The organism is Marinospirillum alkaliphilum DSM 21637 (genome assembly GCF_900119735.1).
Lineage (GTDB): Bacteria > Pseudomonadota > Gammaproteobacteria > Pseudomonadales > Halomonadaceae > Marinospirillum > Marinospirillum alkaliphilum.
On the sequence record NZ_FPJW01000009.1, the window covers coordinates 118,706 to 132,954 of the forward strand.

Sequence of the window (14,249 nt, forward strand, 5' to 3'; positions counted from 1 at the left end):
CAGCTTAAAGCGGATTCAGACCCAGGACACTCCCCCGAGTGGCCTGGGTTTTTCGCTTCTATTGATCTGATAACCGACCCGATCTGACGGACCAAGAGTCATGACAGCATCCATCAAGCTCATCGTTGGCCTCGGCAACCCTGGCGCAGAGTATGCACGCACCCGTCACAACGCCGGTGCCTGGCTGGTTGAACAACTGGCACAACACACCGGCAGCAGTCTTAAACCAGGCAAGTTTCATGGCCTGCATGCACAGATCAATCTACACGGTCACCCGCTGCACCTGCTGATTCCAACCACCTACATGAATCGCAGTGGCCAGGCCATTGCAGCACTGGCCGGTTTTTACAAGATTGAACCAGAAGCCATTCTGGTGGCTCATGATGAACTGGATCTGGCACCGGGTACCGTACGCCTGAAAAAGGGTGGTGGTCATGGTGGGCACAATGGTCTGCGCGACACCATCAGTGCACTGGGTAACAACCGTGAGTTTCATCGGCTGCGCATCGGTATTGGGCACCCCGGCAATGCCTCACAAGTGACCGGTTATGTACTGGGCAAAGCACCAGAAAATGAACAGCTAAGCATTAATGCTGCCCTGGATGAAACCGAGCGGTATCTCGACAAGATCCTGGCTGGCAACCTGACCGCAGCCATGAATCATCTGCATGCCTTCAAGGCCTGACAGCCCCGGATAACACCAGAGCTTACAGCCGAGCCATTTTTCTTTAGAATGCCCACAAACTTTTTCCACCTGTTTTCACGAAGGAACCAACCTCATGGGTTTTAACTGCGGCATCGTCGGCCTGCCCAACGTCGGCAAATCCACCCTGTTCAACGCCCTGACCCAGTCTGGCATTGATGCAGAAAACTTCCCCTTCTGCACCATCGAACCCAATACCGGCATTGTGCCCATGCCCGACCCACGCCTGGATGTGTTAGCTGGCATCGTGAAACCGGAAAAGGTGATTCCAACCACCATGGAGTTTGTGGACATCGCCGGCCTGGTCGCCGGTGCCTCCAAGGGGGAAGGTCTGGGTAACAAGTTTCTGGCCAACATCCGTGAAACTCACGCCATTGCCCACGTGGTGCGTTGCTTTGAAGATGACAACGTGATTCACGTTGCCAACCGCGTGGATCCGCGAAACGACATCGAAATCATTAACATGGAACTGGCGCTGGCTGACCTGGATTCAGTGGAAAAAGGCATCCAGAAGCTGGGCCGACTGGCCAAGGGCGGTGACAAAGAAGCCATTGCCCAGAAGGACATCCTTGAGCGCATTCTGCCTCATGTATCAGAAGGCAAACCCCTGCGCAGCTTCGGCCTGAACGAAGACGAGAAAAAACTGCTGAAAAGCTACGGTTTCCTGACCCTGAAACCCACCATGTACATTGCCAACGTCAATGAAGAAGGCTTTGAAAACAATCCACACCTGGATGTGGTGCGTGCTATTGCCGCCGAAGAAGAAGCCGTGGTGGTGCCGGTGTGCAACAAGATTGAAGCCGAAATTGCCGAGCTGGACGACCCGGAAGAAAAAGCCATGTTCCTGGACAGCATGGGCCTGGAAGAACCCGGCCTGAACCGGGTGATACGTGCCGGCTATGAACTGCTGGGGCTGCAAACCTACTTCACCGCCGGGGTGAAGGAAGTTCGCGCCTGGACCGTGAAAAAAGGAGCCACAGCACCCGAAGGTGCCGGTGTGATTCACACCGACTTCCAGAAGGGCTTCATTCGTGCCGAAGTGATTGCCTATGAAGACTTTGTACAGTTCAACGGTGAACAAGGCGCCAAAGAAGCCGGCAAGTGGCGCCTGGAAGGCAAGGACTACATCATCAAGGATGGCGATGTGATGCACTTCCGCTTTAACGTTTAAGCCACTGCATCCGGGTGTTTTGGCAACAGGCTTGACAGCTTCGGCTGTCAGGCCTAGAATCCCGCCCACTTTGCGCCGCCGCTGCGCAAGGATTTCCGAAATGGCTATGTAGCTCAGTTGGTTAGAGCACATCACTCATAATGATGGGGTCCCCTGTTCGAGTCAGGGCATAGCCACCACGGCTTCCAGCAGCAGTCCGCAAGTGTCCAGTCAGTCCTGCCCGTCAGCAGTGTTTCGCGTTACAATCCCGGTCTTTCCAGCATCAATGGAACCTCCGACAAACCTGTCGGTCTGAAAAACCACTGCAAACCCATTGGACCCCTTCGGCATGCTCCAGATACCCGCCCGACTGCGCCACTCCCTGCTGCTTCTTCTGCTGTTTTTCACTTTTGCCAGCGCCCAGGCATCCAGCCTGTTTGACTCAGGTAACAGCAATCGCTTCAGCTCCTGGCTGAGCAACAGCAGTAACAGTCAGCCTCGTTTTTTACCGCCTGAACAAGCCTTTCAGGCACAGGCAAGGGTTGATGGCAGCCAGGTGTTTGTGCGCTGGCAGATCGAACCCGGCTATTACCTCTACCGTGAACAACTGAACATTCAGTTACCGGAAAACACTGGCCTGACCCTAGTCCGCATTGACTTCCCACCCTCAGTCAGCCATGAAGATGATTATTTTGGCAAAACCGAAGTTTATTACCAGCAGGTGGAACTGGCTGGCTTACTGAGCGGCGAAACCAGCCTTGCAGAACTGGAACTCACCCTTGCTTATCAAGGCTGTGCTGAAGCCGGACTTTGTTACCCACCACAACGCATTACCCGCACGGTCAGCCTGCAACAACTGGACACCAGCGCTGCACCACGCCTGCCGGAAGCCCCTCGTCAGATTGCCCCGCCACCCTCCAGCGGCAGCCGCCTGACACAGATTCTCAACTCGGGTGAAACCTGGCTGATCCTGGGGCTGTTTTTTGTGGCCGGTCTGGGCCTGACCTTCACGCCTTGTGTACTACCCATGCTGCCGATCCTCAGTGCCATCATCATTGGCAAGGGCGGGCAGAACGTCACACCCAGCAAAACCCGCGGACTGTTACTTTCTTCTGCCTACGTCAGCGGCATGGCACTGACCTATGCCCTGCTGGGTGCAGTGATGGGGCTATTTGGTGCCGGGCTCAACCTGCAGGCAGCCTTGCAATCGCCCTGGTTGCTGGTGCCTTTTGCGCTGCTGTTTGTGCTGTTGGCACTGGCCTTGTTTGGCGCCTGGGAACTGCGCCTGCCGCGCTGGCTGGATGATCGTTTACAGCAACTGCAACAGCCGCGTGGCGGCACTTTAATGAATGTGGCTGGCATGGGTGCCTTGTCAACCCTGGTGGTTTCACCCTGCCTGACAGCACCGCTGGCTGGTGCACTGGCCTTCATTGCCAGCACCGGCAATGCCGCCACAGGGGCCATGGCGCTGTTTGCGATGGGCTTGGGCATGGGGGTGCCACTGATCCTGACCGGTACTTTTGGTGCTCACTGGCTGCCCAGAGCCGGTGCCTGGATGAACCAGGTCAAGGCTTTGTTTGGCCTGTTGATGCTGGTGGTGGCGGTGTGGCTGGTTGAACGCCTGCTGCCCGCATCACTATCCATGGCACTCTGGGGTCTGCTGGCACTGGGTAGCGGTGTGTTCATCGGCGGACTGAACTTCCGCGCTGCCGGTGGCTGGCAGAAACTTCGCCTCAGCGCCGGCCTGGCCCTGCTACTTTATGGCGCCAGCCTGTTGCTGGGTGCCCTGGCTGGCAACAGCAATCCACTGCAGCCACTGGCCGGAATTGGCAGTAAAAACCAGCCACAACTGCAACCTCTTGCGGATGTGCCGCGCATTCAGCAACTGGATGAATTAAAAAGCCTGCTGGCCAGTTCCGAGCAGCCAGTACTGGTTGACCTGTATGCTGACTGGTGCATCTCCTGCAAGGTGATGGAAAGTCGGGTATTTCCCCGCAGCGACATCCAGCAGGAGCTACGTGGCATCAATCGTTACAAACTGGACCTGACGCGTATTTCACCGGAAGTGCGCAGCTGGCTGGACGAACACCAACTATTTGGCCCCCCCACCCTGATGTTTTTTGTTCAGGGGCAGGAGTGGACAGATTGGCGACTGCAGGGAGAAGTCGGTGCCCGTGAACTCTTGCGTCACCTGCAGGCCTTTAATCAGGCTCAGCACTGAAGTCAGCAACATGACTTGCGGCCATTTTCTTAAAACGACCGTTTAAGATCGCAGAAAACAAAGATAAACAGACTAAAACTAGACAAGAAGTTCGACTTTAGGCAAACTTCACACCCGCTGCTGCCACTACAAGCTGTTGGCCGGTTTTTTACGAGTCAACATCGGCATTTTCGCCGCTTTTGTTTGCATTTTGATGGCACTTGCACCACCCTGAAACCTGACATTTTGCCTGAAGCCACTGATGAAAAAAATCTTACTGTTGCAGGGTCCAAACCTGAATTTGCTGGGACAGCGTGAGCCGCACATTTACGGCCACGAAACCCTTGATGCAATTCATGCCAACCTGCAACTCCAGGCACTGGAACTGGGCATTGAACTGCAATGTTTCCAGAGCAATGCCGAACATCAGTTGGTTGAACGGGTTCATCAGGCTTTTCGTGAACAGGTGGATTTCATCCTGATCAATCCGGCAGCCTTCACCCATACCAGTGTCGCCCTGCGCGATGCACTGGCCGGTGTGGCCATTCCCTTCATTGAAATTCATCTGTCGAATGTGCATGCGCGGGAAGCCTTCCGCCAGCACTCCTATTTTTCCGACCTGGCCGTTGGCGTGATCTGCGGCCTGGGTTCCCAGGGCTATAACCTGGCTCTACAGGCAGCAGACCGCCGCCTGAATGAACAATAACGAACCACTCACTTACAACCATCTGTCAGAGAAAATCATGGATATTCGTAAAGTCAAAAAACTCATCGAACTGCTGGAAGAGTCCAACATCAGCGAAATCGAGATCAAGGAAGGTGAAGAAGCGGTTCGCATCAGCCGTCACTCCACTACCGCAGCACCTGTTTACCAGACCTATGCTGCACCTGCTCCAGTTGCTGCTGCACCTGCTGCGGCCGCGGCCGCACCAGTTGCTGAAGCTGCTCCTGCTGCTGTCAGTGGTCACCAAGTCAAATCTCCGATGGTCGGTACTTTCTACCGCTCACCGGCTCCGGGCGCCAGCGCCTTTGTTGAAGTCGGCAAGGCAGTGAAAAAAGGTGACACCATCTGCATCGTTGAAGCGATGAAAATGATGAACCAGATCGAAGCCGACAAGGATGGTGTGGTTGAAGCCATTCTGGTTGAAGACGGTCAGCCGGTTGAGTTTGATCAGCCTCTGATCCTGCTGGTGTAATCACCCGCTCTCCAACCACTTCAATGCTGCGGTGCTGCGGCACCGCCATGAGGGACAAGCATGCTTGAGAAAGTTGTCATTGCCAACCGCGGCGAAATTGCTCTGCGCATCCTGCGCGCCTGCCGCGAACTGGGCATCAAAACGGTTGCCGTACACTCCAAGGCCGACCGGGATCTGATGCATGTTCGCCTTGCCGATGAAGCTGTATGCATTGGCCCGGCGGCATCGGCCCAGTCTTACCTGAACATCCCGGCACTGATTGCCGCCTGTGAAGTCACTGATGCCACCGCCATCCACCCCGGTTATGGCTTTCTGGCAGAAAACGCTGACTTTGCCGAACAGGTGGAGCGCTCCGGTTTTGTTTTTATCGGCCCTAAAGCCGACACCATCCGCCTGATGGGCGACAAGGTTTCCGCCATTGCCGCCATGAAAAAAGCCGGTGTACCCACCGTTCCCGGTTCTGATGGCCCACTGCCGGATGATGGCGACAAGATTCTGGCCATTGCGCGTCGTATTGGTCTGCCAGTCATCATCAAGGCTGCTGCCGGTGGCGGTGGTCGCGGCATGCGCGTGGTACACACAGAAGGTGCACTGCTGAATGCCGTTCACGTGACCAAAACCGAAGCCAAAGCGGCTTTTGGTGATGGCACCGTGTACATGGAAAAATTCCTGGAAAATCCACGCCACGTGGAAGTTCAGGTACTGGCTGATGGTCAGGGCAACGCCGTACACCTTTATGATCGTGATTGCTCCCTGCAGCGTCGCCATCAGAAGGTGATCGAAGAGGCACCTGCCCCACTGCTGGATGAAGCTGCCCGCCGTGAAGTGCTGAAATCTTGTGTGGAAGCCTGTAAAACCATCAACTACCGTGGTGCCGGCACTTTTGAATTCCTCTACGAGGATGGCCGTTTCTACTTCATCGAAATGAACACCCGTGTTCAGGTGGAGCACCCGGTGACTGAAATGGTGACCGGCGTGGACATTGTTAAAGAACAGCTGATGATTGCTTCCGGCCAGCCACTGCGTCTGCGCCAGGAAAACATCCAGATCATGGGTCATGCTTTTGAGTGCCGCATCAATGCTGAGGATCCGCGCACCTTCATGCCATCACCCGGCAAGATCACCATGTTCCACGCCCCCGGTGGACTGGGTGTACGCATGGACTCCCACATTTACAGCGGTTATTCCGTGCCTCCACACTACGACTCACTGATCGGCAAGCTGATCACCTGGGGCGTGGATCGTGAAGCGGCCCTGACCCGTATGCGCGGCTCTCTGGATGAGCTGCTGGTGGAAGGCATCAAAACCAACACCGATCTGCACAAGGACCTGGTTCGTGACACCCACTTCCAGAAAGGTGGCGTCAACATCCATTATCTGGAAAAGAAACTCAGTCTCTGAGTTCCACTCCATCGAGCCAAGGATGGCTCAAGTTTTTAACTACCCCGCACTCTGAACTCTCCTGCTGGAATCTCTATGTCCTGGCTGCAAATCAAGACCCTGATCCGTCCTGAACAAGCGGAGCAACTGGAAGACTGGCTGCTGGAAGCCGGTGCCTGTGCTATCACCCTGACAGACGCTGAAGACCAACCTGTGTTTGAGCCTATTCGCGGCACCACTCCGCTTTGGCAATCCACCCGATTAACCGGCCTGTACGATGGCAATCAGGATGTCGAGGCCATGTTGCAACAACTGCAGCAACAGTGGCAGGCACGCTGGCCGGAACAACCGGTTCCTGCATTGCAGATCGAGATACTGGAAGACAAGGACTGGGTGCGCGAATGGATGGACAGTTTTCATCCCATCCGTATGGGACAGCGCCTATGGGTGGTTCCCAGCTGGCATCAGCCACCTGAGCCCGAAGCTGTAAACCTGATTCTTGACCCTGGCCTGGCCTTTGGTACTGGCACCCATCCCACCACTGCCTTGTGTCTGGAATGGCTGGATGGCCTTGATCTGAAACACAAAACACTACTTGATTTTGGGTGTGGCTCTGGCATTCTCGGTATTGCCGGACTGTTGCTAGGTGCCGACCAGGCCTGGGGCATTGATATTGACCCACAGGCACTGCAGGCCAGCCAGCAGAATGCCGAACGCAATGGTCTGAACCCGGCACGTTTTCCGGTTTATTTCCCGGAACACTGCCCCGAGCTGAGCTGTGATGTGTTAGTGGCCAATATTCTGGCCGGACCACTGATCAGCCTGGCTGCAACCCTCTCTGGTTATGTTCGCCCCGGTGGTTTACTGGCCTTGTCTGGTATTCTTTCCCACCAGGCCGAACAGGTCGCTGCGGCCTACCGCCCAGACTTTGATCTGGATGCCGTGACCGAGCGTGATGGCTGGGTGCGCATCACCGGGCGCCGTAGAGAGGACTGAATCCGATCATCAGGGACTTCTTGTGCATGAGAGTGAACGATCAGGTAAAACAAACGCGCTGTCCCCACTGCAACAGTGTTTTTGAAGTCACTGAAGAAGAAATGCAGCAGGCTTTTGGAGCCGTTCGCTGTGGCGACTGCATGAAAATCTTCAATGCCGCTTACCACCTGATCAATACACCTCATGCCACCCCAGGGACAGATGAACATGATCACACGCTGGATGAAGACCAGCACGGCATCCCCACCCTGCACGAACACCCTGACAGCAACAACCCGCTGGATAAAATGGAAGACGCCGTACAAGCCCCTGCAATACCCGACGCAATTCATACGGCCGATACACTCCATACAACCGATACACAGCCCCCATCCAACACCCTTGATATGCACCACCCGCTGGATGAGTCGATCAACAGTGAATACACCAGCGGTCTGTCGACCATCGAAACCGATGAAATGCCCGATACAAACATCAGGGACTTTGATCCACTGGTTACCGACAGCCGCGAGTCAGGCGCACCAACTGCTGCCGCCCCTGAAACCAGCACCAAACAACGACGCCACCTACTGATTGCTGTGCTGTTGTTATTACCACTGATTGGGTTTGGCGCTTACTGGTTATCAGGCAGTCAGGGCAGCAGCAACCTGGGTTATGTCATCACCGAAATACGTGTTGCGCCGGCATCCAGCCCACAAAAAATGCAGGTTCACTTCCAGCTGGGTAATGCAGGCAATAACCCGTTGCCAGTTCCAGACCTCAACATTGAACTGCTTAATTTAAGCCTGCAGCCAGTGGCCAGTGAAGTGGTCGTAGCCAGTGACATCAGCCGTGAGCTGACAGTGCTGGCTCCTGGCAGCAGCCACGCCCTGCAGGTTAGCGTGAACCGTCCGGCAACCTTTGTGCAAACAGCACGCATCCACCCGGTTTTACCCTGACCCAACCAGGCTGCATCAGGCTTTTAACCATCGGCTTCTCAGGGTAAGATAGCGCCCCCTGAAAAAAACCGACGGTGGCTGTGTTGCGGATCGGCCCTTACACTATCAGCAAGCCTTTGGTGCTGGCACCCATGGCCGGTGTCACAGATGCTCCTTTCCGGGCACTGTGCCGCAGCTTTGGTGCTGGTTTGACTGTGGCTGAAATGCTGACCAGTGATCAGTCGTTATGGCACACCAACAAGTCCCGCCTGCGCCTGCCTCATGCCGACGAACCAGAACCACGCATGATCCAGATTGCTGGCGGTGATCCACAGATGTTGGCGGATGCAGCCAGGGCCAATGTTGCCATGGGTGCACAAATCATTGACATCAACATGGGTTGCCCGGCAAAAAAAGTGCTAAAAAAGGCGGCTGGATCAGCACTATTGCGGGATGAAAAGCTGGTCGCCGAAATTTTAGCCGCTGTGGTGCAGGCCGTTGAAGTGCCAGTCACCTTAAAAATCCGTACAGGTTGGTCAGCAAACTGCAAAAATGCTGTTACAATTGGCCGGATTGCTGAACAGGAAGGGATACAAGCCCTTACAATTCATGGGCGAACCCGTGAAGACAAGTTCAGTGGTCAAGCGGAGTACGACACCTTGGCTGAGGTGCGTCAGGCGTTAAACATACCCGTTATTGCCAATGGTGATATCGACTCACCGCAAAAGGCCAAACAGGTATTGGATTACACTGGTGCTGCTGCCGTTATGATAGGTCGGGCAGCTCAGGGGAGACCCTGGATTTTCCGGCAGATCGACCACTGGTTAGCCCAGCAGCAAGAGCTACCAGATCTGACGCCGCTTGAGCTGCATCAGGTGATCAGCAAGCATTTGCAAGGCCTGTATGCCACCTACGGTGAATTCATGGGCATACGTGTGGCACGTAAACATTTCGGTTGGTACCTCAACCAGGCGGACATGAAAGAATGGCGAACCCGCTTTAACGCCATCGAAACAGCCACAGGACAGCAGCAGCTGCTTAACCGGATTTTTCTGCAGGAAGCAGAACAACACGCCAGGACGGCTTAACCCTTTTATCAGATTGAACACCGTGACTGAAACAAGAAAAGCTACCCTGCACAAATCGGAACAGGATCGCCCTCTGCGCGAAAGCGTCAACCGGGCACTGGATAACTACTTTGCCCAACTGGAAGGACAGCCGGTCAACAATCTGTACGATCTGGTTTTATCTGAGGTCGAAGCGCCATTGCTGGAAGCGGTGATGCGTTACACCGAGAACAACCAGACCCGTGCATCCAGCTTGCTGGGCCTGAACCGTGGCACGCTGCGCAAAAAATTGAAGCAATACGACCTGATCTGAGTCTGTCTTTAGGAGCAGAACCTGGCTTATGACTAACACGACCACCCTCCCTATCCGCCGCGCCCTGCTGAGCGTATCTGACAAAACCGGTATCATTGACCTGGCCCGCGGCCTCAGTGAGCGCGGTGTTGAACTGCTGTCCACTGGCGGAACCTTCAAACTGCTGAAAGATGCCGGACTGCCAGTGAAAGAAGTTTCCGAGCACACCGGCTTTCCGGAAATGATGGATGGTCGAGTCAAAACCCTGCATCCGAAAATCCATGGCGGCATCCTGGGTCGTCGCGGCCAGGATGATGCCATCATGGCTGAGCACGGCATCGATCCGATTGATCTGGTGGTGGTGAATCTTTACCCCTTCCAACAAACCATTGCCCGTGATGACTGTACGCTGGAAATGGCCATCGAAAATATTGATATCGGTGGTCCAACCATGGTGCGCAGTTGTGCCAAAAACCACGCCTACACTACCATTCTGGTGAATACTGCCGACTACGACCGAATCCTGGCCGAACTGGATGCCGGTGGCGTCACCCTGTCCACACGCTTTGATCTGGCAGTAAAAGCCTTTGAACACACTGCCGCTTATGACGGTGCCATTGCCAACTATCTCGGCCGGCGGGTTGAAGGTGGCAGTGAAGACTTCCCGCGCACGTTCAACAGCCAGTTCATCAAACGTCAGGACATGCGTTACGGCGAAAACCCTCACCAGAAGGCAGCCTTCTATGCCGAAGCCAATCCAACGGAAGCCTGCGTGGCAACTGCCAGGGTACTGCAAGGCAAGGAGCTGTCCTACAACAACGTGGCAGACACCGATGCTGCCTTTGAATGCGTGAAAGCCTTCAGCGAACCCGCCTGCGTGATTGTGAAACATGCCAATCCCTGTGGTGTGGCTGTTGCTGAAGACATCCACAAGGCTTATGACCTGGCCTTCAAAACCGATCCCACCAGCGCCTTTGGTGGCATCATTGCCTTCAACCGTCGACTGGATGCCCTGACCGCACGCACCATTGTTGATCGCCAGTTTGCTGAAGTGATCATTGCTCCCGGTGTGGATGCTTCCGCTCAGGAAATCATTGCCAGCAAGAAAAACCTGCGCCTGCTGGATGCCAGTAATTTCTGGCCCGGCGAACGTGATCTGGGACTGGATTTTAAACGTGTCACCGGCGGCCTGCTGGTACAGGACCGGGACCTTGGGGTAGTCGGTCGGGAAGACCTGAAAGTGGTGACTGATCGCGCGCCGACTGAACAGGAACTGCAAGACCTGGCCTTTGCCTGGAAGGTTGCCAAATACGTGAAGTCCAACGCCATTGTTTATGCCAAAAACGGCATGACCATTGGTGTGGGTGCCGGACAGATGAGCCGTGTTTATTCAGCAAAAATTGCCGGCATCAAGGCCGCTGATGAAAACCTGGAAGTGAAGGGTTCAGTCATGGCGTCTGACGCCTTCTTCCCTTTCCGGGATGGCATCGATGCAGCAGCTGCTGCAGGTATCACAGCGGTCATTCAGCCCGGTGGCTCCATGCGCGATGAAGAAGTGATCCAGGCTGCCAACGAAGCAGGCATCGCCATGGTGTTTACCGGGATGCGTCACTTCCGTCACTAAGCTTTAAGCTGTCATTTGCACCCTGCTTCTCAGGCCATCCTTATTGGATGGCCTTTTTTATGCACAGCTGGTTTTCAACACCCGGATTGCCCAGCTATCAAGCCGCCAGACCATCACGACGGAGCAACTGTGCTTTTTTGGCGCGAATACGATCCCAGATCTTTTCATGGAAGTGATAAGCCACGGTATTCACCGCTGGTTCAATCATCGCCACCAGACTGCTGACCAGAATATCACCCGAGATCAACCAGACCACCACAAAGGCAACGGTAAAGTGGGTTACGGCAAAACTGCCTGTCTTTAACATGATCGGATACCTCATTCACTGGCTTTAAGTGAATGATAATCCTTATCATCAATAATAAAAATCAAATAAAACTAAGCATTCGATAGCTGAAAAAAATAACCCCCGCTTAAAGCGGGGGTCCAGGGATTGTTATCACGGAAAAGTTCAGACCTTAGAAGCCAGCCCTGACATAGGCTCCAAAATAAGGACCTTTGAGCCTCAGATCACCATAGGTGTCATCCAGATCATCCAGCTTCAGGGCAAAACTGCGATACCCTGCCACCAGACCCGGTTTGACCAAGGGTAAACCATCGTACTCATAACGCAGGTCAGCACTGATATCCGTCAACTGATTACCACTGTAACTGATGGTGTTGAGGCTGGCACCAACTGACAGGTCATAAGGCAGCCCGATGCGGCCAGCCAGATACCCCATGGGGACAAGTGCGGACAAATCGACAGATTCACTTTTAGCTGATGCCACCTCACTGACACTGAACGCCCCATCAAACCTTCTCAGAGTGGCACCCAACTCCAGGCGAAGGTCCAGAAGTGGCATCACTGATGTCACACCATCCAGAAAGCGGTAGTAGGCTGTAATGTCGGTATGAGAAAGATCAACGCTGGAAGCCACCTCGCCGGTAAAGGTCTGCCCCATAAAAGTAACGTTCCGGTTTTTTCTGCCGGAAAAATCCAGTGAGGTCTGACTGATCCGCAGGTTGGGCCAGAGGGGTACCGGATGATCCAGCTGCAGGTAATACTGATTGGAAGACTCACGTGACAACCCCAGATCACCGACACTCAGCTCCGGATCACTGCTCTGCCCTTGAATATCACCGGAAGGACTGGCACTCCAGACATTGGCACCCACTGTGACATTCAACTCCACAGCTTGAACAGAAGCTGTTGACAAGGCCAGCAGACCGGCTGCGAGAACTCGATATTGATTCATTGATTTGCTCCAACAAAGCTTTTAAAGCCGCTGTTCAACCCAGGTACAACAGGGCAAAAAGCACCAGCAGCACACCATTCAGCGCCAGGGATGCATAAACAAACAGCATACCGGTATAACGCTCAGGTTCACGCAAGATGGCACGACGGGCAAAAGCCGCAGCCACCAGCGAGGGCAGGATCAACCAGGGGCCATAGGTTGCAAAAAGAACTCCGGCCATTGCCAGCAGTAGCGCCAGAATGGCCAGATTGTGGTTCATGCGGTGTTTTTTTTCAGTTTCAGTCATGATTACAGCGCTTCTGTCAGGTTCAACGTCTGGCGCTCAGAGTAACAGAAACCGAGTCAGAAAAGCGCAGTGCATGAGGTTTATCGACCTCCACTTCAGCAGACAGAACCTGCTCATGCTCCATGATCAGCTCCAGCAGCTCGCGGGTCAGCCGCTCCAGCAAGGCAAAGCGCCCCTCTTCCACATGAGCAATGATTTTTTTGGTGATGGTGCGGTAATTCAGTGCTTCTTCAATGCGGTTAAACTGTACGGCCCGATCGGCGGCATAACGAATCACTGCATTCACCACGATATCCTGCCGATTCTGAATCTCGTCTTCCTTGATGCCAATAAAGGTACGCAGGCGCAGGTTCTTGATGCGAATGGTTGCCAGCGCATAGGGGTCATTATGTGGCATGTTACACACTTCCTGTTTTAATCCAGTAATTTAAGAAATTCCTGACGGGTGTTCTGTGACTCGCGTAGTTGACCCAGCATGACTGAGGTACGCATGGATGAGTTCTGCTTTTCCACGCCGCGCATCATCATGCACATATGACGTGCTTCAACAATCACACCAACGCCAGCAGCACCCGTCACTTCCTGAACGGCCTCGGCAATCTGGCGGGTCAGCTGCTCCTGAATCTGGAAACGGCGGGCGAACATGTCCACAATCCGGGCAAATTTGGACAAACCCAGTACCTTGCCTTGTGGCAGGTAGCCGATATGGCATTTACCGATAAAAGGCAGCAGGTGATGTTCACACATGGAGTAAAGCTCTATATCTTTTACAATCACCAGTTCATCCGTATCCGAGCTGAATACGGCGCCATTCACCAGGCCAGTCAGATCCTGATGGTAGCCCTGGGTCAAAAATGCCATGGCTTTTGCTGCACGCTTGGGCGTATCTTTTAACCCTTCACGCGCCGGGTCTTCGCCCAGCAGGCTGAGAATCGATTTATAGTGAGACTCCAGCGCATCAAGCGGTAATTCTGGCTGATCATCCGTTGTGTTTTGTTGCATTTGCATCAGGGCATTCATCTCTATTTGCACCTCGGCTTTCAGCTTTCAAACAATTCATGTATAAGAAATGTACATGCCTACTGCTGAAAAAACCAGTTTTTTGTCCGAGTAAATCACTAAGGAATAATATCAGAAACACTTATCCATGTATCAAGGAACGATAAGCAAGACTCATGCGTCAAACTGGCATCAATAACC

General features: G+C 54.0%; 16 protein-coding genes and 1 tRNA gene. 12 read left to right on the forward strand and 5 right to left on the reverse strand.

The window, feature by feature from the left end:
* Positions 1–100 precede the first annotated feature (100 nt).
* The 12 genes from pth (at position 101) to purH (ending at position 11,525) form a co-directional block, all read left to right on the forward strand.
* Entirely contained in the window at positions 101–685 is a 585-nt protein-coding gene (gene pth, locus BT114_RS12240; protein ID WP_072326786.1) for an aminoacyl-tRNA hydrolase, read from the forward strand.
* A 94-nt stretch (positions 686–779) separates the two neighbouring features.
* A complete protein-coding gene (gene ychF / locus BT114_RS12245) occupies positions 780–1,874 on the forward strand; it encodes a redox-regulated ATPase YchF (RefSeq protein WP_072326787.1) in 1,095 nt (364 codons plus the stop codon).
* 102 nt (positions 1,875–1,976) lie between these two features.
* A tRNA-Met gene (locus tag BT114_RS12250) sits at positions 1,977–2,053 on the forward strand.
* Between the two features lie 149 nt (positions 2,054–2,202).
* Positions 2,203–4,074 carry a protein-disulfide reductase DsbD gene (gene dsbD / locus BT114_RS12255; RefSeq protein WP_072326788.1) on the forward strand — a complete coding sequence of 624 codons (1,872 nt, stop codon included), beginning with the start codon at positions 2,203–2,205 and terminating at the stop codon, positions 4,072–4,074.
* A gap of 241 nt (positions 4,075–4,315) precedes the next feature.
* Positions 4,316–4,759: a type II 3-dehydroquinate dehydratase gene (gene aroQ, locus BT114_RS12260; RefSeq protein ID WP_072326789.1), complete on the forward strand. Its 444-nt coding sequence runs from the start codon at positions 4,316–4,318 to the stop codon at positions 4,757–4,759.
* A 37-nt stretch (positions 4,760–4,796) separates the two neighbouring features.
* On the forward strand, positions 4,797–5,249 hold the full coding sequence (gene accB / locus BT114_RS12265; RefSeq protein ID WP_072326838.1) for an acetyl-CoA carboxylase biotin carboxyl carrier protein: 453 nt from the start codon (positions 4,797–4,799) through the stop codon (positions 5,247–5,249).
* A gap of 60 nt (positions 5,250–5,309) precedes the next feature.
* On the forward strand, positions 5,310–6,650 hold the full coding sequence (gene accC, locus BT114_RS12270) for an acetyl-CoA carboxylase biotin carboxylase subunit (RefSeq protein WP_072326790.1): 1,341 nt from the start codon (positions 5,310–5,312) through the stop codon (positions 6,648–6,650).
* Positions 6,651–6,725: 75 nt separating this feature from the next.
* A complete protein-coding gene (prmA, locus tag BT114_RS12275) occupies positions 6,726–7,625 on the forward strand; it encodes a 50S ribosomal protein L11 methyltransferase (protein ID WP_072326791.1) in 900 nt (299 codons plus the stop codon).
* A gap of 26 nt (positions 7,626–7,651) precedes the next feature.
* A complete protein-coding gene (locus BT114_RS12280; RefSeq protein ID WP_072326792.1) occupies positions 7,652–8,563 on the forward strand; it encodes an MJ0042-type zinc finger domain-containing protein in 912 nt (303 codons plus the stop codon).
* Between the two features lie 80 nt (positions 8,564–8,643).
* Complete coding sequence (gene dusB, locus BT114_RS12285; protein ID WP_218163514.1) at positions 8,644–9,630, forward strand: tRNA dihydrouridine synthase DusB; 987 nt, start codon at positions 8,644–8,646, stop codon at positions 9,628–9,630.
* A gap of 13 nt (positions 9,631–9,643) precedes the next feature.
* On the forward strand, positions 9,644–9,922 hold the full coding sequence (gene fis, locus BT114_RS12290) for a DNA-binding transcriptional regulator Fis (protein WP_072326794.1): 279 nt from the start codon (positions 9,644–9,646) through the stop codon (positions 9,920–9,922).
* A 28-nt stretch (positions 9,923–9,950) separates the two neighbouring features.
* Entirely contained in the window at positions 9,951–11,525 is a 1,575-nt protein-coding gene (gene purH / locus BT114_RS12295) for a bifunctional phosphoribosylaminoimidazolecarboxamide formyltransferase/IMP cyclohydrolase (protein ID WP_072326795.1), read from the forward strand.
* Positions 11,526–11,622: 97 nt separating this feature from the next.
* On the opposite strand, the gene BT114_RS12300 is transcribed toward purH, so the two are convergent.
* From BT114_RS12300 to folE, 5 genes are all read right to left on the reverse strand, one after another.
* The gene (locus BT114_RS12300) at positions 11,623–11,832 is read right to left on the reverse strand and encodes a DUF2061 domain-containing protein (protein ID WP_072326796.1); all 210 of its coding nucleotides are present in this window, start codon (positions 11,830–11,832) and stop codon (positions 11,623–11,625) included.
* 151 nt (positions 11,833–11,983) lie between these two features.
* A complete protein-coding gene (locus tag BT114_RS12305) occupies positions 11,984–12,763 on the reverse strand; it encodes a TIGR04219 family outer membrane beta-barrel protein (RefSeq protein WP_072326797.1) in 780 nt (259 codons plus the stop codon).
* Between the two features lie 34 nt (positions 12,764–12,797).
* The gene (locus tag BT114_RS12310; RefSeq protein WP_072326798.1) at positions 12,798–13,049 is read right to left on the reverse strand and encodes a hypothetical protein; all 252 of its coding nucleotides are present in this window, start codon (positions 13,047–13,049) and stop codon (positions 12,798–12,800) included.
* Positions 13,050–13,071: 22 nt separating this feature from the next.
* Positions 13,072–13,446 carry a dihydroneopterin triphosphate 2'-epimerase gene (gene folX / locus BT114_RS12315; protein WP_072326799.1) on the reverse strand — a complete coding sequence of 125 codons (375 nt, stop codon included), beginning with the start codon at positions 13,444–13,446 and terminating at the stop codon, positions 13,072–13,074.
* Positions 13,447–13,463: 17 nt separating this feature from the next.
* Positions 13,464–14,051 (reverse strand): GTP cyclohydrolase I FolE, encoded by a 588-nt coding sequence (folE, locus tag BT114_RS12320; RefSeq protein ID WP_072326839.1) that lies wholly within the window; start codon positions 14,049–14,051, stop codon positions 13,464–13,466.
* Between the last annotated feature and the right edge of the window lie 198 nt (positions 14,052–14,249).

Coding starts and splice junctions, on each gene's coding strand:
- BT114_RS12310 (WP_072326798.1), bottom strand. CDS start 13,049: ATGACTGAAACTGAAAAAAAACACCGCATGAACCACAATCTGGCCATT.
- accC (WP_072326790.1), top strand. CDS start 5,310: ATGCTTGAGAAAGTTGTCATTGCCAACCGCGGCGAAATTGCTCTGCGC.
- folX (WP_072326799.1), bottom strand. CDS start 13,446: ATGCCACATAATGACCCCTATGCGCTGGCAACCATTCGCATCAAGAAC.
- purH (WP_072326795.1), top strand. CDS start 9,951: ATGACTAACACGACCACCCTCCCTATCCGCCGCGCCCTGCTGAGCGTA.
- pth (WP_072326786.1), top strand. CDS start 101: ATGACAGCATCCATCAAGCTCATCGTTGGCCTCGGCAACCCTGGCGCA.
- folE (WP_072326839.1), bottom strand. CDS start 14,051: ATGCAACAAAACACAACGGATGATCAGCCAGAATTACCGCTTGATGCG.
- BT114_RS12280 (WP_072326792.1), top strand. CDS start 7,652: ATGAGAGTGAACGATCAGGTAAAACAAACGCGCTGTCCCCACTGCAAC.
- BT114_RS12300 (WP_072326796.1), bottom strand. CDS start 11,832: ATGTTAAAGACAGGCAGTTTTGCCGTAACCCACTTTACCGTTGCCTTT.
- ychF (WP_072326787.1), top strand. CDS start 780: ATGGGTTTTAACTGCGGCATCGTCGGCCTGCCCAACGTCGGCAAATCC.
- dsbD (WP_072326788.1), top strand. CDS start 2,203: ATGCTCCAGATACCCGCCCGACTGCGCCACTCCCTGCTGCTTCTTCTG.
- prmA (WP_072326791.1), top strand. CDS start 6,726: ATGTCCTGGCTGCAAATCAAGACCCTGATCCGTCCTGAACAAGCGGAG.
- accB (WP_072326838.1), top strand. CDS start 4,797: ATGGATATTCGTAAAGTCAAAAAACTCATCGAACTGCTGGAAGAGTCC.
- aroQ (WP_072326789.1), top strand. CDS start 4,316: ATGAAAAAAATCTTACTGTTGCAGGGTCCAAACCTGAATTTGCTGGGA.
- BT114_RS12305 (WP_072326797.1), bottom strand. CDS start 12,763: ATGAATCAATATCGAGTTCTCGCAGCCGGTCTGCTGGCCTTGTCAACA.